Raw genomic sequence first — 23,282 nt, 5'->3', positions numbered from 1 at the left:
CGCATCGCAGCCCGGAACATTCACCGCGCGCGCGGCAGGCTCACCGTCACGCGCAGCCCGCTCGGCTCGACATCCCCGAGCTCGATGCGCGCCCCGATCCGCTCGACGATGGTGCGCACGATCGCCAGCCCCAGCCCCGAGCCGATCGCCTCGTTGCCGACGATCCGGTAGAACGCATCGAACACGCGCTCGCGCTCGGCCGGCGCGATTCCCGGCCCGCTGTCGGCCACCGACAGCTCGACATGGTCCTCGCCGGCGCGCACCGCCAAGTCGATGCGGCCGCCCTCGGGCGTGTAGCGGATCGCGTTGTCGACCAGGTTGCGCACCAGCATGCGCAGGTCGAGCGGGCGGGCCAGCACCTCGCCCTCGTCGAGCGCGACCACGCCGATATCGATGCGGCGGCGATCGGCGAGCGGCATCAGGTCCTCCAGCACGGCACGGCACTGCTGCGCCACCGACAGACGCTGATCGGCCGCATCGGGCGCGTCCTGCACGCGCGCGAAGTTCAGCAGTTGCTCGACCAGCGCGCTGCCGCGCGCCAGCCCGCGCCGCAAGGCCAGCACGCGCTCGTGCGCGGGCGTGGCCAGCGTCAGGGGCTCGAGCCGCTCGGCCTGCAGCGACAGCGCCGTCAGCGGCGAGCGCAGCTCGTGCGCCGCATCGGCGATGAAGCGGCGCTGCGCGGCCACCGATTGCCCGACGCGATCGAGCAAGCGATTCAGGGCGACCACGAACGGCCGGATCTCGTCGGGCAGCCCCGCATCGGACAGGCTCGACAAATCGCGGCTGTCGCGTCCGTCCACATGTGCCGACAGCGCGCGCAGCGGCGCCAGCATGCGGCGCACCACGTAGCCGAGCACCAGGACCAGCACCGGCACGAACACGATCAGCGGCGCGGTGGTGGCCAGCGCGCTGCTTTCGGCCACGTCGTTGCGGCCGGCCGTCTGCTGGCCGACAGCCACGCGCGTGCCGGCGTCGAGCGTGCGCACCACCACCCGCCAGTCCACGCCGGCCACGTTCACGTCCTGCACGCCGTCGGGCAGCGAAGCCGGCAGCGCGAGCGTCCCGCCGCCGGCATCGAGCCGCTGCACCACCAGCTCGGGCTTGCGATGCACGGCCTTTACCCGCTTGCCGACGATGCCGCCTCGCTCCATCTCGGCCAGCACCTGCGGCGTCATCATCGCCGCGACCTGTTCGAGCTGCCAGTCCTGCAACTCGTTGGCCTCGTGGAAGGAAGCGAAGAACGAGGCCAGGCCGGCCACCAGGGCCGCCAGCAGGACCATCACCGACAGCCACGCCGAGAGCCGGAATTGCAGGGAATATTTCATTGGTTCTTCGACACCATCCAGCCCACGCCGCGCACGTTGCGGATCGTCTCGCTGCCGAGCTTGCGGCGCAGCGAATAGATCAGGAATTCCACCGCGTTGCTCTCGACCTCCTCGTTCCAGCCGTAGATGCGATCCTCGAGCTCGGTGCGCGAGAGGATCGCGCCGGGCCGCTGCAGCAGCGCATGCAGCAGGGCGAATTCGCGGCTCGACAGGCGCACCGAGCGCTCGCCCGCGCGCGCCTCGTGGGTGGCGGGATCGAGCGACACCACGCCGTTGCCGAGCACCGGCGCGGCCGTGCCGCCGCCGCGTCGTGCCGCCGCGCGGATTCGCGCCAGCAATTCGGTGATCTCGAAAGGCTTCAGCACGTAATCGTCGGCGCCGTTGTCGAGGCCGCGCACGCGGTCCTCCACCGCGTCGCGCGCGGTCACCACCACCACCGGCACCGGATTGTTGGCGCCGCGGATCGCGGCCAGCACCTGGAAGCCGTCCTGTTTCGGCAAGCCGAGATCGAGCAGCACCAGGTCATAACGTTGCGCGCGCACCGAAGCGATCGCCCCGGCCCCGTCGCGCACCCAGTCCACCGCGTAGCTGGCGTCGCGCAGCGCGCCGGCCATCTCGTCGCCGATCATCTCGTCGTCCTCGACCAGCAATACCCTCATCGGCCCGATCCCCCGTGCGTTCATGGATGCCCTCGCCGGCGGCTGCAATCCACCGCCTTCCCAGGCTACAGGCGCGAATTTACCGCAATTCCCCTCGCCCGCTCCGGCATCGATGATGGCCCTGTTTTCAATTCGTCCCTATTTTTCAGCTAAGTCTGGCCGGTCATGCTTCCTCGGCCCGGCGCGCCCGATTCCAGAGGCGCGCCGCGTCCACCGCCCGGCTGCCCATGAATGCGATTTTTTCGGATCTGAAAAAGGCCCATATGCGGCCGACCGCGACGCGTATCGCGGTCTACCGGCTGTTCCACGAGGAGCCGACCGCCCATTTCACCGCCGACCAGGTGTTCCGCCAGCTCGGCGAGCGCGACGAGCCCTACAACCTGTCGAGCATCTACCGCGCGCTGGGTTCGCTGCAGGACGCCTCGCTGATCCTCGGTTCCTCGCTGGGCATGGCCAAGGTGATCTACGAGCTCAATCGCGGCCAGCAGCACATCCACCTCGTCTGCACGCGCTGCGAGGCGATCCAGGACATCCACGATCCCGAGTTCGAGGCCCAGCAGGCAAGCATCGCCTCGGCTCACGACTTCCGCTACCTCAGCTACAGCCACGCCGTGTTCGGCATCTGCGGCGCCTGCCAGCAGCGCCTCGGCGGCCGGCACTGAGCCCCGGCCGGCGCGCCCGGCCGCCGCCGGCATCGTTCCTCCCGCCTCCCTCCGGCGCCCTTTCCGGGCGTTCGCTCCCCGCTTTCCCTGTTCCCGCCGCATTGCACGAAAGTTGACCTTGGCCCGGCTACGGGCTAACCCGAATGCAAAAAAGTATCGGTAAACGGTCTTATTTTCAGTGGCCGCCAGGCCCCGCCACGGCTATTTTTCATGCATCGGGCGGCAGCCCCGATCCGCGCCACGGCGCGGCGAGACACGCGGGAAGGCAGACGTGGCGGTGCCGGAGGACCAGGACAGATGAAGGCGATGCGGATTGAGGATGCACACGAGGCCGGGCGGCCGGGCGAGTTCGCCCAGCCCGACCTCGAGCTGGTGGCGGTGCCGCGCGACGAATCCTTCAAGGTCTGGTCGCACGGCTACCCCTATCGCACGGTGCGCTGGCACTTCCATCCCGAGTACGAGATCCACCTGATCACGGCCACCACGGGCAAGTATTTCGTCGGCGACCATATCGGCAATTTCGCGCCCGGCAACCTGGTGATGACCGGCTCGAACCTGCCGCACAACTGGGTCAGCCACGTGCCGCGCGAGGAACGCGTCGAGGAGCGCTGCCTGGTGCTGCAGTTCGGCGCCGAGTTCGTCGAGCGCGTGATCGCCGCCTTCCCCGAATTCCGTCGCGTCGAGGCCCTGCTCGACGCCTCGCGCTGGGGCCTGCTGTTCAGCCCCGAAACCGGCGCGGCCGCCGCGCCGATCCTGCGCGAGATGCTCGGCGCGCAAGGCATGCGCCGCATCGTGCTGTTCGTCTCGCTGTTCGAGCTGCTGGTGCGCAGCCCCGCGCCGGCGCGCCTGGCCAGCGCCGCCTACTGCGCGAACCCGGCGCGCTACGCCGAATCGCGCATCAACCACGTGCTCTCGCATATCGGCAAGAACCTCTCGCAGGAGCTGCGCGAAACCGAATTGGCCGAGCTGTCGGGGCAGAGCGCGAGCGCCTTCTCGCGCTACTTCCGCCGCCATACCGGCGTGCCCTTCGTGCAATACGTGAACCGGCTGCGCATCAATCTCGCCTGCCAGTTGCTGATGACCGACGAACTGAGCATCACCGACATCTGCTACCAGGTCGGCTTCAACAACCTGTCGAACTTCAACCGGCAGTTCCTCCAGCTCAAGGCGATGTCGCCGTCGCGGTGGCGCGCCTGGCAGCGCCTGAACGCCGCCAGCGCGAGCGGCGCCAGCGCGCCGCCGCTGATCGAGGAGCCCGGCGTCGAAGCCTTCGGCTGATCCGGCGCGCTTCGCGCCGCGCCGGCACGGCTTGCCGGCACCGCTCGACGAGCGGATCCATTGATTCGTCATGCAGATCATCCACGGAGCATCGCAGCCTGCTCCCGATGCTTGCCCGATCCACACCGCTGCAACAGAACGGCAGATCCGAAGCCGGCCATTTTCGACAACACGGAGACATACGATGAACCAGTCCTTCTCTCTCGCCCTCGGCGCCGCCGCGCTGGGCCTCGCGCTGGGCGGCATCACGCCGGCCTTCGCGGCGCCGTCCGGCACGGTGGCGTTCCTGATGCCGGACCAGGCCTCGACGCGCTACGAGCAGCACGACTTCCCCGGCTTCAAGGCGCAGATGCAGAAGCTCTGCCCGGATTGCAAGGTGCTCTACCAGAACGCCAATGCGGACGTGGCGCTGCAGCAGCAGCAATTCAACTCGGCGATCGCCCAGGGCGCCAAGGTGATCGTGATCGATCCGGTGGATTCGACCGCGGCCGCCTCGCTGGTGCACATGGCGCAGGGCCAGGGCGTCAAGGTGATCGCCTACGACCGGCCGATCCCGGCCACACCGGCCGACTACTACGTCTCCTTCGACAACGAGGCGATCGGCAAGTCGATCGCGCAATCGCTGGTGCAGCACCTGAAGGACAGCGGCGTGCCGGCGGGCAAGGGCGGCGTGCTCGAGGTGAACGGCTCGCCCACCGACGCGGCCGCCGGCCTGATCCGCAACGGCATCCATGCCGGCCTGCAGGGCAGCGGCTACAAGACCCTGGCCGAGTTCGACACGCCCGAATGGGCGCCGCCGAAGGCCCAGCAATGGGTCAGCGGCCAGATCACGCGCTTCGGCTCGCAGATCGTCGGCGTGGTGGCCGCCAACGACGGCACCGCGGGCGGCACCATCGCCGCCTTCAAGGCCGCCGGCGTGAACCCGCTGCCGAGCGTGACCGGCAACGACGCGACCAATGCCGCGCTGCAGTTGATCATCGCCGGCGACCAGTACAACACCATCCTCAAGCCCAGCGAGATCGTCGCGGCGGCGGCGGCCAAGGCGGCGGTCGGCTTCCTGTCGGGCCAGGCGCCCAAGGGCGAGACCACGCTCTACAAGACGCCCACCCAGTTGTTCACGCCCGCGGTGATCACGGCGAGGAATCTCAAGGCCGAGGTGATCGACAAGGGCTTCGCCAGCGCCAGGGAGCTCTGCACCGGCCGCTACGTCGACGGCTGCAAGAAGCTCGGCATCAGCCAGTAATTCCCGGCAGCAATCCGCGCGGGCCGGCATCGCAGCCGGGCCCGCGCCGCAACTCACAGGCCATTGCCTCATGAACCAAGACTCCACGACGACCCGCGCGACACCCGGCGAGCTGGTGCTGAGCCTGCGCGGCATCTCGAAACAGTTCGGCGCGGTATCGGCGCTCAGCGATATCGAGCTCGACGTCCACGCCGGCGAAGTGGTCGCGCTGGTCGGCGACAACGGCGCCGGCAAATCGACGCTCGTGAAGATCCTCGCCGGCGTGCACCAGCCCACCTCGGGCAGCATCCACTTCGGCGGCAAGCCGGTCACGCTGTCCGATCCCGGCACCGCGCTCGACCTCGGCATCGCCACGGTGTTCCAGGATCTCGCGCTGTGCGAGAACCTCGACGTGGTCGCCAACATCTTCCTCGGCCGCGAGCTGAGCCCGCTGCGGCTCGACGAGGTCAGCATGGAAGTGCGCGCCTGGACCCTGCTCAATGAATTGTCGGCGCGCATCCCGAGCGTGCGCGACGTGGTCGCCTCGCTGTCGGGCGGCCAGCGCCAGACGGTGGCGATCGCCCGCTCGCTGCTGCTCGACCCGAAGCTGATCATGCTCGACGAGCCGACCGCCGCGCTCGGCGTGGCGCAAACCGCCGAGGTGCTCAACCTGATCGAACGGGTGCGCGATCGCGGCCATGCCGTGATCATGATCAGCCACAACATGGAGGACGTGCGTGCCGTCGCGGACCGCATCGTCGTGCTGCGGCTGGGCCGCAACAACGGCGTGTTCTACCCGGATTCGTCGAATGCGTCGCTGGTCGCGGCCATCACCGGCGCGACCGAGAACGCGGTCTCGCGCCGCGCCGGCCGCCGCCAGGCGCACCTCGACACGCAGCCCCTGCAAGGAAACGATCATGCGCAATGACAGCCCCCAAGCCTCGCAGCCGGCGCCGCTGCTCGACCGCGCCGACGTGCGCGTGGCGCATGCCAGCGGCCTGGGCGAGACGCTCGCCGCCTTCGGCCGCCGCGTGCGCGCGGGCGACCTCGGCTCGCTGCCGGTGGTGGCCGGCCTGATCATCATCTGGACCGTCTTCACCAGCCTCAACCCGGTGTTCGTCTCGGCGGACAACCTGGTCAACCTGCTGTTCGACTGCTCGACGGTGGGCGTGATCTCGCTGGGCATCGTCTGCGTGCTGATGGTCGGCCAGATCGACCTGTCGGTCGGCTCGATCAGCGGCTTCGCCTCGGCCCTGGTCGGCACGCTGTGGGTCAACGAGGGCTGGCCGGTGCCGCTCGCGATCCTCGCCGCGCTGGCGGCCGGCGCCTTGATCGGCGCGCTCTACGCGCTGCTGTTCAACCGGCTCGGCATGCCCAGCTTCGTGACCACCCTGGCCGGGCTGCTCGCGATCCTCGGCCTGCAACTCTACGTGCTGGGCCCGCCCGGCTCGATCAACCTGCCCTACGACTCGGCGCTGGTCACGCTCGGCCAGCAACGGGTGCTGCCGGCCGCGGTCTCGCACGGGCTGGCGCTGCTGCCCGGCCTCGCGCTGGTGCTGCTCGGCCTGCGCACCCGCGAGCGCCGCCGCGCGGCCCGGCTCTCGGCGCCCTCGGCGCTCGGCGTGCTGGTGCGCGCGGCCGTGATCACGGTGCTGCTCGAGCTGGTGGTCGCCTACCTCGATCGCGGCCGCGGCGTGCCGCTGATGTTCGCGCTGTTCGTCGCGCTGGCCGCCGCCATGCACTACGCGATGACGCGCACGCGCTGGGGTCGCTCGATGCACGCCGTGGGCGGCAACCACGAGGCCGCGCGCCGCGCCGGCATCCATGTCGGCGCGATCTATACCAGCGCCTTCGTGCTCTGCACCAGCCTGGCCGCGCTCGGCGGCATCCTCACCGCGGCGCGCCTGGCCTCGGCCAGCCAGCAGGCCGGCACCGGCGACGTCAATCTCAACGCGATCGCGGCGGCCGTGATCGGCGGCACCAGCCTGTTCGGCGGGCGCGGCAGCGCCTGGTCGGCGGTGCTGGGGATCGTCGTGATCCAGTCGATCGCCAGCGGCCTGACCCTGCTGAACCTGTCGTCCTCGCTGCGCTTCATGATCACCGGCGCGGTGCTCGCGATCGCGGTGATCGTCGATTCGCTCGCGCGCCGTTCGCGTGTCTCGCACGGCCGCGCCTGAGCCCTCACCTGGAGAATTACGCATGTCTGAATCGTTGAATGGAAAGGTCGCCGCGATCACCGGCGCGGCATCGGGAATCGGCCTGGCCTGCGCGCGCGCGCTGGTCGAGGCCGGCGCGAAGGTGGTCTTGATCGATCGTGCCGAGGACCGCCTGGCCGCGTGCCGCGAGGAACTCGGCCCCAACGCGCTGAGCCTGGTGGTGGACCTGCTCGCGCCCGCCGAGGTGTCGGCGATGCTGCCGCGCATCCTCGAACTGGCGGGGCGCCTGGACATCTTCCACGCCAATGCCGGCGCCTACGTGGGCGGCGAGGTGGTGGCAGGCAACCCCGACGACTGGGACCGCATGCTGAACCTCAACATCAACGCCGCGTTCCGCTCGGTGCACGCCGTGCTGCCGCACCTGGTGGCCCAGCGTTCCGGCGATATCATCTTCACCAGCTCGATCGCGGGGATGGTGCCGGTGGTCTGGGAGCCGATCTACACGGCCTCGAAGTTCGCCGTGCAGGCCTTCGTCCACACCACGCGGCGCCAGGTGATGCAGCACGGCGTGCGCGTCGGCGCGGTGCAGCCGGGGCCGGTGATCACCGCCCTGCTCGACGACTGGCCGCAGGCGAAGATGGACGAGGCACTGGCCGCCGGCAGCCTGATGCAGGCGGACGAAGTGGCCGACGCGGTGCTGTTCATGCTGACGCGCCCGGCCAACGTGACGATCCGCGACCTCGTGATCCTGCCGACCCGCGTCGATCTCTGATCGGCCGCCCCGACACGTCTTATCGACAGGAACCCGAAACATGACGGACCACCCGAACCCCGACGCGCGCTATGTGATCGGCATCGACGTCGGCACCGGCAGCGCGCGCGCCGGCATCTTCGACGCGGCCGGCCGGATGGTCGCCTCGGCCCGGCACGACATCCAGGTGTTCCATGAGCGCGGCGCGATCGTCGAGCAGTCGAGCACCGACATCTGGCAGGCGGTCTGCACGGCGGTGCGCGCGGCGCTGGCGCAGGCCGCGATCGCGCCGGCCCAGGTGGCCGGGCTCGGCTTCGACGCGACCTGCTCGCTGGTGGTGCTCGGCGAAGGCGGCAAGCCGCTGCCGGTCGGGCCGTCCGAACAGGCCGAGCGCGACATCATCGTCTGGATGGATCACCGCGCGCTCGACCAGGCCGAGCGCATCAACGCGCACGGCCACGCCGTGCTCGACTTCGTGGGCGGGCGCATCTCGCCCGAGATGGAGACGCCCAAGCTGCTGTGGCTGTATGAAAACCGCCGCGCGATATTCGATGCCGCCTGGCAGTTCTTCGACCTGAGCGACTTCCTGACCTGGCGCGCGACCGGCGAGCTGGCGCGCTCGACCTGCACGCTCACCTGCAAGTGGACCTACCTGGCCCACGAGCGGCGCTGGGACGAAAGCTATTTTCGCGGCATCGGCCTGGGCGTGCTGGCCGACGAGGGCTTCGCGCGGATCGGGCGCGAGGTGGTCGAACCCGGCACACGGCTCGGCCAGGGCCTCAGCGCCCAGGCCGCCGCCGAGCTCGGGCTGCCGGTCGGCACGCCGGTCGCCGCCGGCGCGATCGACGCGCATGCCGGCGGGATCGGCACGGTGGGCGCGCAGCACGAGCCCGAAGCCTGCCTCGCCTATGTGTTCGGCACCTCGTCCTGCACCATGACCACCACGCGCGAGCCCGTCTACGTGCCCGGCGTGTGGGGGCCGTATTTCTCGGCGATGGTGCCCGGTTCCTGGCTCAACGAAGGCGGTCAGTCGGTGGCCGGCGCCGCGATCGAGCGGCTGGTCGCGATGCACCCCGCCGCCGCCGAGGCGCAGGCCGAAGCCGAGCGAGCCGGCCTGGCCCTGCCGGCCTGGCTGGCCGAACTGGCGGCAAAGCGAGCCGGCGGCGAACTCTCGGCAGCCGCGAAGCTCGCCGACGGCCTGCACGTGGTACCGGAATTTCTCGGCAATCGCGCACCCTTCGCCGATCCGCACGCGCGCGCCGTGATCGCCGGGCTCGACATGGAGACCGGCATCGACAGCCTGGTCGCGCTCTACGTGGCGGGCCTGGCCAGCATCGGCTACGGGCTGCGCCAGATCATCGACACCCAGGCGGCGGCCGGTGCGCCGATCGAGAAGATCGTGATCAGCGGCGGCGCCGGGCGGCTCGACCTGGTGCGCCAGTTGCTGGCCGATACCACCGGCAAGCCGGTGCTCGCCACCGAGGCCGACGAGCCGGTGCTGCTCGGCGCCGCGATGCTGGGCGGCGTGGCGGGCGGCCTGTATGGCGACCTGCGTTCGGCGATGGGCGGCATGTCGAGGATCAGCCGCAGCTACACGAGCGCCGAGGGCGGGATCGCGGCCCTGCACGCGGCACGCTATCGGGCCTTCGAGGCGCTGCAGCGGGTGGCGCGCGAGATTCGCTGAAGAGGCGCCGGGCTCAACATCCTGTTGTCACACAACACGTGTCTGATTCCCGGATCCCACCGTGTTTCTTCGTGTTCCGGTTCGTCGCGCGGGCTGCCCCGCCCACGCGGCATCGACTCCCGTCATCGAAATGAAAGAACGGCCGATGCTCGAATACGCGCTGCATCCCGTCGAGGACCGCCTGGTCCATGTCGACGAGTTCTGTCGCGACCTGCCGCTGCTGCGCGGGCTGGCACGCTGCCCGCTCTGCTCCGGCGTGCTGCGCGTGGTGCAGTTGCGCGATCGCACGCACGCGCGCCGCTTCGTGCACGCGGCGGGGCCGTTCGCGCGCTGCCCGCTGGTGTCCGACGCGGTGCCGAATCCGCTCGCCGTCAATGTCGGGCCGCCGCTGACCGAACGCGCCAAGCAACTGCGCGCGAGCTTCTTCGCGCAATGGCAGCGCCACCTGCAGACCATTCGGCAAACCGCCTCGGCCTTCAACGTGACGCGCTTCACCGGCGCGATCGAACACGCGGACGTGTTGAAGATGTGGGGCTGGCCGACGCTGGCGCAGCGGGATATTCCGTACGTGATGCTGGTGCTGACCGACTTCATCGCCGCGCCGGGCAACGAGAAGCAGGCGGCCTGGCTGCGCTTCTGGTTCGATGCCTCGGTGCAGCAGATCGGCGATCTGGGCAAGCCGGACCGGGTGATGCCGCGCTTGTTCCGGTTGCGCTACAAGCGGCCCCGCATGTCCAAATACCCCAGCGTTCGGCATCTGATCGATTGCCAGCAGGTGCCGATGACGGCGCACGACATGGTGGACGCGGAAGCCTTGTTGACGGGGGCGGATGTGTCGGCGTTCGAATCGTTCGCCCGGAAGATGGCGAGAACGCCCGCCGAGTAAACGCGGCGCGGCCGGTTCCCGTGAATCCCGCCCCACGGGAACCGGCCGCGCCGGATCAGCCTTGCCCGCTCAGTCTCAACCGTGCGTCAGGCTCAGCGCGTAGAACTTCACCACCGTCCCCGGCGTCGTCAGCGGCGTCCCCGACACGGCGCTCTGGTCGTAATCGCCGGCCTTGAAGTAGAAACTCTCGCCATCGAAGCTCGAGTCCATCGTGAAGGACTTCGACGTGCCGTTGATCTTCGCGGTGATCTTGGTGCCGCTCAGGCTCAGTTCATAGGTGAAGGACTTGCCGATCGTCACGTTGGCGATCGAATAGGTCTGGCCCGAGCCGCCCTGGTTGGTGTCCTCGATGAACAATTGCGCGACGCCGCCGGAGGTCACCTGCAGCTCGCAGAGCGGCTTGCTCGGCCCGCTGCCCTGGAAGATCTGGCCGATGGTGGTGGTCTTCGGCACCTGCGCGACCGTCACCGTGGCATCGAGCTTGTTGGTGCCCGAGGTGCTCCAGGTCGCGTTCTCGCGCATTTCCGTGCGCGGGTGCTGCGAGCCCGAGGTGGTCCAGCCCTGCTTCGGGTCCATCATCACCATCGAGCCGTCCGACTTGTCGGTGTAGAAGTAGTACTGGTTCGTGTAGCCGGCCGCGAGGCTGTCGCCATTGACGGTCGTCACGCTGCCCGACGAGCCCGTCGGCAATTGCAGCGTCCAGGGCTTCAGGTTGAAGTTCGAGCCCGGCGGCGCCGAGGTGCTGAGGCTGGCCGCGGCCGCCGCCTGGTCGGACTGGATTTCCTGCGAGCCCGCGAACGCCGGTGCCGACACCCATGCGCCGAATACGGCCGCGACCAGGCAAGCCATCATTGATTGCTTCATGTCTCCATCTCTCCTGTTTGATTGACCGTTGATTTCCTGAATGGCGGCAAACAAGTTGTCGTTATCGTTTTTGTGATTGTCGTGCGACCCGGCTCGCGGTCCTGCCGCGTGACGGGTGCCGTGCCTACTGCATGCTTCCGACGTTCGGGAACCGGCTCGCCAAGGACGATGCAGCCGCCGGTTTCCGAACGTCTCCGAGGCTACATCCATCGATTCACGCTGTAAAACGATAGAAATCTATAGTTTCCAGTGACGGAATCGATACTTGTAAGTCGCCGTAAGCATCGCTGCGAGCGAGCGGCCTCGCGCCTTCGATTCTTGTATTCATGATGAAAGGCGCGAGGCGAAGAGAAGGGCTCAGGTATAGATCGACGCCTCGGGCAAGGCGCCGGTCAGCGCATAACGGCCGACATCGCGCAGCCGATAGTCGAGCGGGTCGTGCAGCGTATGCGTGCGCGCGTTGCGCCAGAAACGATCGAGCGCGAGCGGCGCGGCGGTGGCGCGCGCGCCGCAGGCATCGAACAGCGCCTCGCCGGCATCGAGCGCCGCGCGCTGCGCGACGATCTTCGCCTCCGAGATCGCCAGCGCGACCTCGGCGCGGCCATCCGCGCTCAGCGCTTCCTTGCGATCCCAGGCGGCCTGCAGGCTGCGCGCGGCGCGATCGGCCAGCGCCTCGGCCGCCACCGCCTGCACTCGCATGTCGCCGAAGCGCTGCAGCGTGTAGGGATCGTCCTGCGCATTGGCCACGCCCGAGTGAATCCACGGCCGGCCACGCGTGCTCACGTAGTCGCGCGCCTCGGCCAACGCGCCCTCGGCCAGCCCGACGAACAGGTTGGTCAGCACCAGTTGCGAAACCAGCGTGCGCAGCGTCGCGCGCGGCGTGGGCGGGGTTGCCGAGCGATGCAGCACCTCGTCGGCCTCCACCCTCACCGCATTGAACGAGACACTGCCGCTGTCGGTCTGGCGCTGCCCGATCGGATCCCAGTCTTCATGCACCGTGATGCCGTCGCGGCCGGTGGGTACCACCGCGAACACCGGCTTGCCGGTGGCCGGATCGTGCGCCGAGATCGTCATCCGCGCCGAGCCGCGCGTGCCCGAACAGAAGCCCTTGATGCCGTCGAGCCGGTAGCCCTCGCCGTCCTGCCGCGCGACCAGCCGCGTGTCGAGCGGATTGACGGCATTGCCCCACCACCAGCCCTGCTCGACGGTGCCGCGCAGGTAGCGCTCGCGCTGCGCCTCGCTGCCCCAGACATCGACGCTGACGATCTGCAGCACCTGGAAACCGACCAGATGCGCGAGCGCGCTGTCGACGCGCGCGATCGCGCGGATCGTCTGGTAGACGATCGGCCAATCGGCTTCCTGGCCGCCGAAGGCGCGCGGCACGGCCAGCGTCTGCAGGCCGAGCGCGGCCATCCAGGCCTTTTCGCGCGCGGCGTGACCGCCGCGTCGGTCGCGTTCGGCGGCGCTCGCGCGCAATGCGGCGATCAACTCGCCGAAGCTGCCCGGCGCGTCGAGCGACGGGCCGGAAGCAGCGCTGGCACCTTCATGGGGTGGCGTGGCGGATGAAGGGGAATCGCTCATCGTGGAAAAGCTCTCGATCGTTTCAGGTCGGACGAATAGGGTCGAATGCGATGCGCGACGCCCATCTCTCGCGCCACACTCGATCTTGCCGACCGGCTGTCGTAAACACGGATATTGCCGCGGCAATCCGATGTCGGGGCGCAAGCCGGCGGCCCTCGCCGCGATGATAGATGCGCTCGCCGAGGCCCGTCCAACAAGCAATCCGCAAATGGAAATCGCCGAAACCGATATGCCCGACGGTGATCCAGAGGCACCTTCTTGATGGTTTCAGCGATTTGCAGTCTTTTTCAAAACTGCTATTCATGAATGACCGGACGGGGAAATCCGGCGCGGCAGGCAGCGAATCATCGGCAACCAGGGGCACGAACCCCATCACCAGCGGCACGACGCTCCCGCGTACGTGGCGGCGAGACCTGAAAAAATGCGAGGCTGAACATGAGCATCCAGCAACAAGCATCCGGCATTTCTCCTGCACTCCTGATCGATCGACGCAGCCGGGCTCGCACCCGCCGCGCGCCGGGCGCATTCCGGCGCTTCGCCTCGGCGGCCTGCTCGCTGCTCGCCTCGTTCTGCGTGGCGAGCAGCGCGGCACAGGCGGCCGACCTGGTGGTGCCGGCCTACTTCTATCCCTCGGGCTCGGGCGCGACTGCCTGGAACACGCTGGCCAGCAATGCCGCCTCGGTGGCGCTGACGGCCATCGTCAACCCGAACAGCGGCCCGGGCACCGCCGTCGATCCGGCCTACACGAACGTGATCTCGAAGCTTCGCGCGGCGGGCGGCAAGGTCATCGCCTACGTGCATACCTCCTACGGAAGCCGCTCGCTGTCCGATGTCGCGAACGACATCAATACCTATCTGGCCTTCTATACCGTCGATGGCTTCTTCATCGACGAGATGGCGAACGACAGTTCGGCCGCCCACGTCCAGTACTATCAATCGCTCTACAACTACATCAAGGGGCTGTCCGCCAGCTACCAGGTGGTCAACAATCCCGGCACCTATATCCCGGAGATCTACGCGAGCCTGCCGGTGGCGGATCGTTTCGTGGTCTACGAGGACAAGCAGGCGAACTACGCGAGCTACAGCGCCGCCGCCTGGCAGGCGGCCTATTCGCCGGACCGCTTCATCCATATCGTGTACAACACCAGCGCCGCGCAATTGAGCGGCGACCTGCAGTTCGCCGTGGCGCACGGCGCGGGCGGCATCTACGTGACCTCGCTGAAGCTGCCGAATCCGTACAACGGGCTGCCTTCGTACTGGTCCCAGGAAGTCGCGGGCGTCGCGGCGCTCAATCCGCCGGCGGCGAAGGCATCCAACAAGACGGCGAGTACGAAGCCTGCCGGACGAAACACACGCTGAGACGTTGGCGCCAACGTCCATCTAAACAGCCGATAAGCTGTATTTTCAAATAACAACTTATCGGCTGTATCTTGTGATTACAGCCTGCCGGCTGTATGCTGATGGCGTTCGCCATCCTCTGGCGCATCGCGCCCCTTCATCGTGAACTACCCGCTCAAGACCCTGAGCCAGATGCGGCCACTGCTGCAGGGCTTCCGCAAGGCCGCCGGCCTCACGCAAGCCGATGTCGCGGAGCGGCTCGGCGTCACCCAGCAGACTTACGCCAGGCTCGAAACCAATCCCGCAAGCGCAAGCCTCGAACGGCTGTTCCGCGTGATGCGCGTGCTCGGCATCGAGATGAATCTGAGCGACATGCAGATGCCCCAGGACACGCCCTCCAGGGGCGCCGCGACAACCCCATCCGGCAGCAAGCGCTCGTCCGGCGACAACTGGTGATCCGCGATGTCGAGAGCCTCACACCCCACTCGCCTGGTGCTCTGGATGAACGGCGTCGAAGTCGGCTACTGGAAGCGGGTACAGGGTATCGACCGCCTCGCCTACGCCGAGAGCTGGCTGGCCAGCGAGCAGCGCCGGCCGCTGTCGCTCTCCTTGCCGTTCCGGCCCGGCAATGCCCCCTACCAGGGCGCCATCGTCGCGAACTACTTCGATAATCTGCTGCCCGACAGCGACGCGATCCGGCGCAGGATCGCGCAACGCTATTCCGCTCGCGATGCATCGCCCTTCGCCCTGCTCGAAGCGGTCGGACGCGATTGCGTCGGCGCCCTGCAATTGCTGCAGCCGGGGCAGGAGCCGGACAATCTCCAGCAGATCACAGGCACGCCGCTGAGCCTGTCCGACATCGCGCACTGGCTGCGCGAGCTGCCCCGCGTGCCCGCGCCCGGTCACGATGCAAGCCGCGACCTGCGCCTGTCGATCGCCGGCGCCCAGGAAAAAACCGCCCTGCTCTGGCATCGCGATCAATGGTGGCGCCCCGACGGCAGCACGCCGACCACCCATATCCTGAAGCTGCCGCTCGGCTTGGTCGGCGGCATCGGTGCCGACATGCGCACCTCGGTCGAGAACGAATGGCTCTGCGCGCTGGTGGTCGCGGCCTATGGCCTGCCGGTCGCGCCTTGCGGCATCGGGCAATTCGAGGACCAGAAGGCGCTCGTGGTCGCGCGCTTCGATCGTCGCCACGCCGTCAACGGTCGCTGGATCATGCGGCTTCCGCAGGAAGACCTGTGCCAGGCCACCGGCACCTCGGGCTTGAACAAGTACCAGGCCGACGGCGGCCCCGGCATCGAGACGGGCATGGATATCCTCGCCGGCTCGGTCGAGGCGGAGCACGACCGCCGCCACTTCTTCACCGCGCAGCTCGTGTTCTGGCTGCTGGCGGCAGCAGACGGCAATGCCAAGAACTTCAGCATCGCGCACCTGCCGGGTGCCGATTATCGCGCCACGCCGCTTTACGACGTCCTCTCGTTTCATCCGATCATCGGCCGCCGGGCCGGGCAGATCGCGCCGCAACGAATCCGCATGGCGATGGCCGTTTGCGGCACCAACCGGCACTATGCCTGGCACGAGATCCTGAACCGCCACTGGCTTGCCCAGGGCCGACGTTGCGGCATGCCGGAGGCCACCGTGCTGCGCATCATCGAGCGCCTGGTGGCGACCACGCCACGCGTGATCGCCACCGTCAGCGCCCTGCTGCCCCGCGATTTCCCGGCCGATCTCGCCGATGCCGTGTTCGAGGGCTTGCGCAAGCAGGCCCGTAAACTGGAAACGGGCCTCTGAAGGCCCGTTTCCAGTTTCATGCGCAACGCGGCGAGCCGAACCACGGCTCGCCGCATCTTCACCGCCTCAACGCTGCGCCACCGACTGCGCGGCTGCCGAAGCCGGCACGCTGCCCACCGCGGTCGCCGGCGTGCCCCAACCGCCGCCGAGCGCGCGGATCAGGTTGACCGTCGACACGGCTTGCGCGCCGGTCAGCTGGTTCGCCTGCAACTGCGACTGCAGCACCGAGCGCTCGCTGTCGATCACGTCGATATAGGCGATCTGCCCTTCCTGGTACTGCGTGCGCGACAGCTTCGCCGCGCGCTGCGAGGCGCTGACCGCATCGCCCTGCGCGCGGATCTGGTCGTCGAGCAGGCGCAGGTCGGCCAGGTTGTCCTCCACCTCGCGGAATGCCACCAGCACCTGCTGGCGATAGTTCGCCACCTGCTCGTCATACTGCGCGCGAGCCTGCTGCACGCCCGCGGCGCGGCGGCCGCCGTCGAAGATCGGCAGCGACAGCGCCGTGCCGGCGAACGGCCCGAGCAGGAAGGTGCGGCTCGACCACATGAACAGGCTGCCGAGCGTGTTGGCTTCATAACCGAACGAGCCGGTGATGTCGAGCTTCGGGAAGTAAGCCGACTTCGCCAGGCCGATCCGCGCATTCGCGGCGGCCATGGCCCGCTCGGCCGCCGACACGTCGGGCCGCCGTTCGAGCAGGGCCGAAGGCAGGCCGCCCGGAATCCGCACGGCAACCGGCACGATCGGCGTTTCCCGGAACGAGAAATCCGCCGGCGGCTTGCCGAGCAGGATCGCCAGCGCGTGCTCGGAGGCCGCGCGACGCCGCGCGACGCCCACCGCATCGGCCTGCGCGGTCGCCAGTTCGTTCTTGGCGCGCGACACGTCGAGCTCGTTGATGTCGCCTTCGTCGAAACGGCGCTGCGCGAGCTTCAGCGATTCCTGGCGCAGGTCGACGGTGCGACGGTAGAGGTCCTGGTCCGCATCGAGCTGGCGCAGTTCGAAGTAGTTCTGCGCGACATCGGCCTGCAAGGCCAGTTGCACCGAGCGGAACAGCGCCTCGCTTTGCGCGGCGTCGGCCCGCGAGGCCTCCACGTTGCGACCGACGCGGCCGAACAGGTCCGCCTCGTAGGACACCGTGCCCTGGGCACGCCACAGCGTGGCATTGACCGGGCCCGAGCCTTGCGGCAGGAACTGCGAGGCCGAGGACGCGCCTTCGCGGGTCGGCCCGAAGCCGGCGTCGAGCGAGGGGAACCAGGCCGAACGTGCCGCGCGGGTGGCCGCCCGGGCCTCCTCGACGCGGGCCGCCGCGGCCTTCAGGTTCTGGTTCGCGTCGAGCGCCTGCTGCTCCAGTTTGTCGAGCACCGGATCGCCGAACACGGTCCACCATTCGCCGCGATGCGCGGCGTCGGCGGGCTCGGCCGGCTTCCAGGTACCGGCCTGCTCGCCGGCGGCCAGCGTCGGCGCTTCCTTGAAGGCGGCCGGCGTGGCCACCTCGGGCCGCTTGTAGTCGGGGCCCACCGCGCAGGCGGCGAGCAGCGCGGACATCAGGGCGCTGAGCCCGGCGAGCCTGGCCAGGCGCAGGATGGTCTTGTCGTTTTTCATCATCGAGTCCTCAAGCATCCGCGGCCGATACGTCATACCGCGGCGTATCCTTCTGCGCGACGTGGATCTTGCCACCCGCCAGCGTACGCAGCACCACATAGAACACCGGTGTGAGCATCAGCCCGAACAGCGTGACGCCGAGCATGCCGAAGAACACGGCGACGCCCATCGCATGGCGCATCTCGGCACCGGCACCCGAGGACAGCACCAGCGGCACCACGCCCATGATGAACGCGATCGAGGTCATCAGGATCGGGCGCAACCGCAGCCGGCTCGCCTCGACGGCGGCCTGGAACGGCGTGCGTCCGTCGTGCTCGAGCTCGCGGGCGAACTCGACGATCAGGATCGCGTTCTTCGCGGACAGCCCCACCAGCACCATCAGGCCGATCTGCGTGAAGATGTTGTTGTCGCCCTGCGTGAGCCACACGCCCGTGAGCGCCGACAGGATGCTCATCGGCACGATCAGGATCACCGCCAGCGGCAGCGTCAGGCTTTCATACAGCGCGGCCAGCACCAGGAACACCAGCAGCACGCTGATCGGGAAGATCAACAGGCCCGCGTTGCCCGCCAGGATCTGCTGGTAGGTCAGGTCGGTCCATTCGAACTTCACGCCGCGCGGGAACACCTGCGCCGCGATCCGCTCGACCGCCGCCTGCGCCTGCCCCGACGAATAGCCGGGCGCCGGGCCGCCGTTCACGTCGGCTGCCGTGTAGCCGTTGTAGCGCACCACCATTTCCGGCCCGAAGGTCGGCGTCACGGCGACCAGCGAGGACAGCGGCACCATCTCGCCGTTCGCGTTGCGCGTCTTCAGCAGGCCGATATCGTCGGGCTTCTGGCGGAACGGCGCATCGGCCTGCACGCGAACCTGGTAGACGCGGCCGAAGCGGTTGAAGTCGTTCACGTAGAGCGAGCCGAGGTAGATCTGCATGGTGTCGAACACGTCGGTCACGTTCACGCCGAGCTGCTTGGCCTTGGTGCGGTCGAGGTCGACATTGAGCTGCGGCACGTTGATCTGGTAGCTGGTGAACAGCGGACCCAGCTCCGGCGCCTGCTGCGCACGCTTGATGAAGTCCTGCGTCGCATCGGCCAGCCGCGCGTAACCCACCGCGCCGCGATCCTCGACCTGCATCTTGAAGCCGCCCAGCGTGCCGAGCCCGAGCACCGGCGGCGGCGGGAACACGGCGACGAACGAATCCTTGATGCCCGCGTACTGCTGGTTCAGCGCGCCCGCGATGGCGCCGGCCGACAGCGCCTTGCCATGACGATGGTCGAACGGCTTGAGCGTGACGAACACGATACCGGCGCTCGAGCTGTTGGTGAAGCCGTTCACCGACAGGCCCGGGAATGCCACCGCGCTTTCCACGCCCGGCTGCTTCAGCGCGATCGAACTCATCTGGCGAATCACCTTCTCGGTGCGATCGAGCGAGGCACCGTTGGGCAACTGCGCGAAGGCGATCAGGTATTCCTTGTCCTGCGCGGGCACGAAACCGCCGGGCACCAGCTTGCCCATCAGCACCGTGGCGCCGAGCAGCACCACGTAGATGCCGAGCATCAGCGACTTCCTCGACAGCACGCCGCGCACGCCGCGGCCGTAGTTCTCCGCGCCGCGATGGAACACCTTGTTGAAGCCGCGGAAGAAACCGCCGAACAGCCGGTTCATCACGCGCGTGAGCCAGTCGGGCTTCTCGTCATGGCCCTTCAGCAGGATCGCCGAGAGCGCCGGCGAGAGCGTCAGCGAGTTGAACGCCGAGATCACCGTCGAGATCGCGATGGTCATCGCGAACTGCTTGTAGAACTGGCCGGTCAGGCCCGACATGAAGGCCAGCGGCACGAACACGGCCACCAGGGTCAGCGCGATCGCGATGATCGGCCCGCTGACCTCGCGCATCGCCTTGTAGGTGGCTTCGCGCGCGGACAGCCCGCTCTCGATGTTGCGCTCGACGTTCTCCACCACCACGATCGCGTCATCCACCACGATCCCGATCGCCAGCACCATGCCGAACAGCGACAGCGCGTTGATCGAGTAGCCGAACATCAGCAGCAGCGAGAAGGTACCGATGATCGACACCGGCACCGCGATCAGCGGGATGATCGAGGCACGCCAGGTCTGCAGGAACACGATCACCACGATCACCACCAGCGCGATCGCCTCGAGCAGGGTATGCACCACGGCCTTGATCGAGGAACGCACGAACTGCGTCGGATCGTAGACGATCCGGTATTCGACGCCCTTGGGCATGTCGGCCTGCAGTTCCTTCATGGTCGCGCGGACCTGATCCGAGATCTGCAGCGAGTTCGCACCCGGCGACTGGTTGATCGCCATCGCCACCGCCGGCTGGTTGTCCAGCAGCGAGCGCAGCCCGTATTCGGACGCGTCGAGATCGATCCGGCCGAGGTCGCGCAGGCGCGTGACCGCGCCGTCCGGCGCCGTCTTCACGACGATGTTGCCGAACTCCTCCTCGGTCTGCAGGCGGCCGCGCGCGTTGACCGACAACTGCAGCGGCGTGCCCGGAATCGACGGCGAGGCGCCGATCACACCGGCCGCCACCTGCACGTTCTGCTCGCGGATCGCGCGCACCACGTCGTCGGCGGTCAGGTTGCGCTCGGCCACCTTCTGCGGATCGAGCCAGACGCGCATCGCGTAGTCGCCCGCGCCCCACAGCTGCACCTGGCCCACGCCCTGGATCCGCGACAGGCGGTCCTTGACGTTGATCAGCGCGTAGTTGCGCAGGTAGGTCATGTCATAGCGGTTGTCCGGCGAGATCAGGTGCACCACCATGGTCAGCGTCGGCGAGCTCTTGACCGTGGTGATACCGAGGCGCTGCACGTCCTCGGGCAGGCGCGGCAGCGCCTGGTTCACGCGGTTCTGCACCAGCTGGGTGGCCTTGTCCGGATCGGTGCCGAGCTTGAAGGTGACCGTGATGGTCACGTTGCCGTCGCTATTGGCCTGCGACTGCATGTACAGCATGTCCTCGACGCCGTTGATCTGTTCCTCGATCGGCGAAGCGACGGTCTCGGCGATCACCTTCGGGTTGGCACCCGGGTATTGCGCCTTGACGATCACCGACGGCGGCACGACTTCCGGATATTCGGAAATCGGCAGCATGAACATCGCGATCACGCCGCCCAGCAGGATCAGGACGGATAGGACTCCTGCAAAGATCGGACGATCGATGAAGAATTTGGATATGTTCATGAAAAGCTCTTTCTGGTTATGCGCGAGTGGGCCGTTTTCTCAAACGGCCATCAGGACGACGCGCGGCCGGCGGCGGGCAGCGAGGCCGCCGCGACCGGAGCCGCCGCGTCGTCGCCGCCCGTCATCGGCACCATGTGGACCTTCACCTGTTCGCCCGGGCGCACGCGCTGCGTGCCGTTGACCACCACCCGGTCGCTCGCCTGCAGGCCGCCGGCGATCACGCGCTGGTTGCCGTGCAGCGAACCGATCTGCACCTCGCGATAGGCCACCTTTCCCTGGGCGTCGACCACGAACACGAACTTCTTGTCCTGGTCGGTATTGATCGCCGCGTCGTCCACCAGCAGGGCCGGATGCGGGGCGCTGCCGTCCACCTTGACGCGCGCGTAGAGGCCCGGCACCAGGGTGCCGTCGGCGTTGTCGAAGCGCGCCCGCACGCGGATCGTGCCCGACGAGGTATCGAGCCGGTTGTCGACCGAGTCGATCACGCCGTTGCGCGAATAACCGCTTTCATTGGCCAGGCCCAGGTCGACCGGCACCTTGCGGCCGTCGCGCTGGTTGCCGATGTAGCGCAGGTAGGTCTGCTCGTCGGCGTCGAACGAGGCGTAGATCGGCGACACCGAGACCAGCGTGGTCAGCGGCGCGGCCGAGGCGCCGGCCGACACCACGTTGCCCAGCGTGATCTCGGCGCGCGAGGCGCGGCCGGTGAACGGCGCGACGATGCGCGTGTAGCCCAGGTTGATCCTGGCGGCCTCCAGCGCGGCGGCGGCGGCCTTCACGTTGGCCGCCGATTCGCGCGCGGCGTTCTGCTTCTCGTCGTAGTCGCGCTTGGCGATCGCGTTGTCGCCGATCAGGCGCTGCGCGCGCTGCCAGTCGGTCTGCGCATAGCCGTCGCGCGCCTGCGCGGCGGCCAGTTGCGCGGCCGTGCGATCGACCTCGGCCTGGTACGGGCGCGGGTCGATCACGAACAGCACGTCGCCCTTCTTGACCAGGGCGCCGTCCTTGAAGTTGACCGAGACGATGGTGCCCGACACCAGCGGGCGCACGTCGACGCGCTCGATCGCCTCGAGGCGGCCCGAGTAGGTCTGCCAGTCGGTGATGGTCTTGGACAGCACGTTCGCGACATCGACTTCCTGCAGCGGCGGCGCGGCGTTCTGGGGGGCGCTGGCGCTGGCGCGGATCACGCCGAACGCGCCGCCGCCGACGGCGACGACGACCGCCAACGCGGCTGCCGCGATGCGGGAGCGGGGAGTACGTAGGATGGACATGAAGATCTCCGGTTGCGTTGGAATAGGTAAACGGCTCAGGTCTGCGCCTGGAAACGGCAGGTCAGGAAGCGCACGGCTTCCTGCAGCGCGGGGGCGTAACCGCCCAGCTCCGCGTGCGTGACGTCGGGATAACGAATCACCTGGGTGAGCACGCCGGCCTCGATCAGGCGGGCGGCGTACTTCTCGGCCTCGACGTGCAGCACGTCGTTCTGCGCGGTCGCGATCAGGGTGGCCGGCAGCCGCGCGAGGCGCGCCGATTCGAGCGGCGCCGCATAAGGGTGCATGCGCTGCGCCGGCTGGGGCAGGTAGGCGCGATAGCAGGCGGCGCATTCCTTGACCGTGATGTCGGAGCCGAGCTGGCGCTCGTCGCCCATGCGCGTCATGCTCGGATCGAGCATCGGCCCGAACAGCGCCTGCGCGGCGATCGAGATCTCGCCGCGATCGCGTGCGATGAAGGCCAGGCAATTGGCGATCTGGCCGCCCGCGTCGTGGCCGGCCACCGCGATCTTGCGCGGATTGCCGCCGAACGCGCGCGCCCGGGCCTCGACCCAGCGCACCGCGCGATAGGCGTCCTCGGGCGCGGCCGGAAACGGATGTTTCGGGGCCAGCGAATAATCGACCGATACCACCAGCGCCGGCAGCCGCTCGGCGATGAAACGCGAAGCGAAGTCCGCGTCCGCGAGCGAACCGCGGACGAAACCGCCGCCGTGGAAATAAAGCACTACTGGCAATCCGGTCTTGTCGGGGCGCCGATAAAGGCGCAATACGATGTCCTGGGCATGCCCTTCGATTTCGACATCGGAGACCGCGAGCGAGGTGCCCGCCAGCTCCGGCGCGGCCGGAGCGGAATTCAGCAGATTGCGAAAACCGGATGCATCCATGAGTCAGGCGCGAAAGCGCGTCCATTGCGAGATGGAGCGCATTCTGGGTCCGGCAGACATCAGGATAAATGCCTATAATCCGGCAACACAATTCAGGGGCCTCGAACAATCGGCGCCCGGAGCTGCCCAAAAGCCGCTCCA

Annotated in this window: 20 protein-coding genes; 11 read left to right on the top strand and 9 right to left on the bottom strand. The window is 68.3% G+C overall.

Annotation, left to right across the window (positions count from 1 at the left end; genetic code table 11):
• Positions 1–20: 20 nt before the first annotated feature.
• Positions 21–1,325, bottom strand: a complete 1,305-nt coding sequence (locus F3J18_RS08945; RefSeq protein ID WP_166912594.1) for an ATP-binding protein — start codon at positions 1,323–1,325, stop codon at positions 21–23.
• The gene (locus F3J18_RS08940; RefSeq protein ID WP_166912593.1) at positions 1,322–1,984 is read right to left on the bottom strand and encodes a response regulator transcription factor; all 663 of its coding nucleotides are present in this window, start codon (positions 1,982–1,984) and stop codon (positions 1,322–1,324) included. The genes F3J18_RS08945 and F3J18_RS08940 overlap by 4 nt, the downstream gene beginning before the upstream one ends.
• Before the next feature lie 263 nt (positions 1,985–2,247).
• On the opposite strand from F3J18_RS08940, the gene F3J18_RS08935 reads away from it, so the two are divergent.
• From F3J18_RS08935 to F3J18_RS08900, 8 genes are all read left to right on the top strand, one after another.
• Positions 2,248–2,646 carry a Fur family transcriptional regulator gene (locus F3J18_RS08935; RefSeq protein WP_240154582.1) on the top strand — a complete coding sequence of 133 codons (399 nt, stop codon included), beginning with the start codon at positions 2,248–2,250 and terminating at the stop codon, positions 2,644–2,646.
• A gap of 297 nt (positions 2,647–2,943) precedes the next feature.
• Complete coding sequence (locus F3J18_RS08930) at positions 2,944–3,924, top strand: AraC family transcriptional regulator (RefSeq protein WP_166912591.1); 981 nt, start codon at positions 2,944–2,946, stop codon at positions 3,922–3,924.
• Between the two features lie 184 nt (positions 3,925–4,108).
• Entirely contained in the window at positions 4,109–5,167 is a 1,059-nt protein-coding gene (locus F3J18_RS08925; protein WP_166912590.1) for a sugar ABC transporter substrate-binding protein, read from the top strand.
• A gap of 70 nt (positions 5,168–5,237) precedes the next feature.
• Positions 5,238–6,074 carry an ATP-binding cassette domain-containing protein gene (locus F3J18_RS08920; RefSeq protein WP_060000889.1) on the top strand — a complete coding sequence of 279 codons (837 nt, stop codon included), beginning with the start codon at positions 5,238–5,240 and terminating at the stop codon, positions 6,072–6,074.
• Positions 6,064–7,323 (top strand): sugar ABC transporter permease, encoded by a 1,260-nt coding sequence (locus tag F3J18_RS08915; protein WP_166912589.1) that lies wholly within the window; start codon positions 6,064–6,066, stop codon positions 7,321–7,323. Before F3J18_RS08920 ends, F3J18_RS08915 begins: the two co-directional genes overlap by 11 nt.
• A gap of 22 nt (positions 7,324–7,345) precedes the next feature.
• Entirely contained in the window at positions 7,346–8,074 is a 729-nt protein-coding gene (locus tag F3J18_RS08910) for an SDR family oxidoreductase (RefSeq protein ID WP_166912588.1), read from the top strand.
• A 40-nt stretch (positions 8,075–8,114) separates the two neighbouring features.
• A complete protein-coding gene (locus tag F3J18_RS08905; protein WP_166912587.1) occupies positions 8,115–9,737 on the top strand; it encodes an FGGY-family carbohydrate kinase in 1,623 nt (540 codons plus the stop codon).
• Positions 9,738–9,867: 130 nt separating this feature from the next.
• On the top strand, positions 9,868–10,623 hold the full coding sequence (locus F3J18_RS08900; protein WP_240154549.1) for a hypothetical protein: 756 nt from the start codon (positions 9,868–9,870) through the stop codon (positions 10,621–10,623).
• A 75-nt stretch (positions 10,624–10,698) separates the two neighbouring features.
• Here the strand turns inward: F3J18_RS08900 and F3J18_RS08895 are convergent, their stop codons facing one another.
• The 3 genes from F3J18_RS08895 to F3J18_RS08885 all read right to left on the bottom strand — a co-directional run bounded on the left by F3J18_RS08895 (position 10,699) and on the right by F3J18_RS08885 (position 13,453).
• Positions 10,699–11,487 (bottom strand): polysaccharide lyase family 7 protein, encoded by a 789-nt coding sequence (locus F3J18_RS08895; protein ID WP_226285356.1) that lies wholly within the window; start codon positions 11,485–11,487, stop codon positions 10,699–10,701.
• 357 nt (positions 11,488–11,844) lie between these two features.
• Positions 11,845–13,068 carry an acyl-CoA dehydrogenase family protein gene (locus F3J18_RS08890; RefSeq protein WP_166912586.1) on the bottom strand — a complete coding sequence of 408 codons (1,224 nt, stop codon included), beginning with the start codon at positions 13,066–13,068 and terminating at the stop codon, positions 11,845–11,847.
• A 22-nt stretch (positions 13,069–13,090) separates the two neighbouring features.
• Positions 13,091–13,453 (bottom strand): hypothetical protein, encoded by a 363-nt coding sequence (locus tag F3J18_RS08885; RefSeq protein ID WP_166912585.1) that lies wholly within the window; start codon positions 13,451–13,453, stop codon positions 13,091–13,093.
• A 50-nt stretch (positions 13,454–13,503) separates the two neighbouring features.
• On the opposite strand from F3J18_RS08885, the gene F3J18_RS08880 reads away from it, so the two are divergent.
• The 3 genes from F3J18_RS08880 (at position 13,504) to F3J18_RS08870 (ending at position 16,200) form a co-directional block, all read left to right on the top strand.
• Entirely contained in the window at positions 13,504–14,427 is a 924-nt protein-coding gene (locus F3J18_RS08880; RefSeq protein ID WP_166912584.1) for a spherulation-specific family 4 protein, read from the top strand.
• Positions 14,428–14,598: 171 nt separating this feature from the next.
• Positions 14,599–14,862 (top strand): helix-turn-helix transcriptional regulator, encoded by a 264-nt coding sequence (locus F3J18_RS08875; protein WP_205195364.1) that lies wholly within the window; start codon positions 14,599–14,601, stop codon positions 14,860–14,862.
• Positions 14,863–14,868: 6 nt separating this feature from the next.
• Positions 14,869–16,200 (top strand): type II toxin-antitoxin system HipA family toxin, encoded by a 1,332-nt coding sequence (locus tag F3J18_RS08870; RefSeq protein ID WP_166912582.1) that lies wholly within the window; start codon positions 14,869–14,871, stop codon positions 16,198–16,200.
• Between the two features lie 66 nt (positions 16,201–16,266).
• On the opposite strand, the gene F3J18_RS08865 is transcribed toward F3J18_RS08870, so the two are convergent.
• From F3J18_RS08865 to F3J18_RS08850, 4 genes are read right to left on the bottom strand one after another with little or no spacing between them, the layout of a single operon-like run.
• Positions 16,267–17,799, bottom strand: coding sequence for an efflux transporter outer membrane subunit (locus F3J18_RS08865; RefSeq protein WP_161783306.1), 1,533 nt, complete (start codon positions 17,797–17,799; stop codon positions 16,267–16,269).
• 10 nt (positions 17,800–17,809) lie between these two features.
• Positions 17,810–20,995 (bottom strand): efflux RND transporter permease subunit, encoded by a 3,186-nt coding sequence (locus tag F3J18_RS08860; protein ID WP_166912581.1) that lies wholly within the window; start codon positions 20,993–20,995, stop codon positions 17,810–17,812.
• A 50-nt stretch (positions 20,996–21,045) separates the two neighbouring features.
• Entirely contained in the window at positions 21,046–22,260 is a 1,215-nt protein-coding gene (locus F3J18_RS08855) for an efflux RND transporter periplasmic adaptor subunit (protein WP_166912580.1), read from the bottom strand.
• Between the two features lie 35 nt (positions 22,261–22,295).
• The gene (locus F3J18_RS08850; RefSeq protein ID WP_025100179.1) at positions 22,296–23,141 is read right to left on the bottom strand and encodes an alpha/beta hydrolase; all 846 of its coding nucleotides are present in this window, start codon (positions 23,139–23,141) and stop codon (positions 22,296–22,298) included.
• Positions 23,142–23,282 lie beyond the last annotated feature (141 nt).

It is taken from the genome of Burkholderia sp. Ax-1720 (assembly GCF_011753035.1).
GTDB classification, from domain to species: Bacteria; Pseudomonadota; Gammaproteobacteria; order Burkholderiales; family Burkholderiaceae; genus Burkholderia; species Burkholderia gladioli.
The sequence above is the reverse complement of the archived record's forward strand: the minus strand, read 5'-3'. Positions and strand labels throughout refer to the sequence as shown.

What these genes read in the sequence shown, in the direction of transcription:
- F3J18_RS08945 (WP_166912594.1), bottom strand. Translation starts at nt 1,325, where the DNA reads ATGAAATATTCCCTGCAATTCCGGCTCTCGGCGTGGCTGTCGGTGATG.
- F3J18_RS08940 (WP_166912593.1), bottom strand. Translation starts at nt 1,984, where the DNA reads ATGAGGGTATTGCTGGTCGAGGACGACGAGATGATCGGCGACGAGATG.
- F3J18_RS08935 (WP_240154582.1), top strand. Translation starts at nt 2,248, where the DNA reads ATGCGGCCGACCGCGACGCGTATCGCGGTCTACCGGCTGTTCCACGAG.
- F3J18_RS08930 (WP_166912591.1), top strand. Translation starts at nt 2,944, where the DNA reads ATGAAGGCGATGCGGATTGAGGATGCACACGAGGCCGGGCGGCCGGGC.
- F3J18_RS08925 (WP_166912590.1), top strand. Translation starts at nt 4,109, where the DNA reads ATGAACCAGTCCTTCTCTCTCGCCCTCGGCGCCGCCGCGCTGGGCCTC.
- F3J18_RS08920 (WP_060000889.1), top strand. Translation starts at nt 5,238, where the DNA reads ATGAACCAAGACTCCACGACGACCCGCGCGACACCCGGCGAGCTGGTG.
- F3J18_RS08915 (WP_166912589.1), top strand. Translation starts at nt 6,064, where the DNA reads ATGCGCAATGACAGCCCCCAAGCCTCGCAGCCGGCGCCGCTGCTCGAC.
- F3J18_RS08910 (WP_166912588.1), top strand. Translation starts at nt 7,346, where the DNA reads ATGTCTGAATCGTTGAATGGAAAGGTCGCCGCGATCACCGGCGCGGCA.
- F3J18_RS08905 (WP_166912587.1), top strand. Translation starts at nt 8,115, where the DNA reads ATGACGGACCACCCGAACCCCGACGCGCGCTATGTGATCGGCATCGAC.
- F3J18_RS08900 (WP_240154549.1), top strand. Translation starts at nt 9,868, where the DNA reads ATGAAAGAACGGCCGATGCTCGAATACGCGCTGCATCCCGTCGAGGAC.
- F3J18_RS08895 (WP_226285356.1), bottom strand. Translation starts at nt 11,487, where the DNA reads ATGAAGCAATCAATGATGGCTTGCCTGGTCGCGGCCGTATTCGGCGCA.
- F3J18_RS08890 (WP_166912586.1), bottom strand. Translation starts at nt 13,068, where the DNA reads ATGAGCGATTCCCCTTCATCCGCCACGCCACCCCATGAAGGTGCCAGC.
- F3J18_RS08880 (WP_166912584.1), top strand. Translation starts at nt 13,504, where the DNA reads ATGAGCATCCAGCAACAAGCATCCGGCATTTCTCCTGCACTCCTGATC.
- F3J18_RS08875 (WP_205195364.1), top strand. Translation starts at nt 14,599, where the DNA reads ATGCGGCCACTGCTGCAGGGCTTCCGCAAGGCCGCCGGCCTCACGCAA.
- F3J18_RS08870 (WP_166912582.1), top strand. Translation starts at nt 14,869, where the DNA reads ATGTCGAGAGCCTCACACCCCACTCGCCTGGTGCTCTGGATGAACGGC.
- F3J18_RS08865 (WP_161783306.1), bottom strand. Translation starts at nt 17,799, where the DNA reads ATGAAAAACGACAAGACCATCCTGCGCCTGGCCAGGCTCGCCGGGCTC.
- F3J18_RS08860 (WP_166912581.1), bottom strand. Translation starts at nt 20,995, where the DNA reads ATGAACATATCCAAATTCTTCATCGATCGTCCGATCTTTGCAGGAGTC.
- F3J18_RS08855 (WP_166912580.1), bottom strand. Translation starts at nt 22,260, where the DNA reads ATGTCCATCCTACGTACTCCCCGCTCCCGCATCGCGGCAGCCGCGTTG.
- F3J18_RS08850 (WP_025100179.1), bottom strand. Translation starts at nt 23,141, where the DNA reads ATGGATGCATCCGGTTTTCGCAATCTGCTGAATTCCGCTCCGGCCGCG.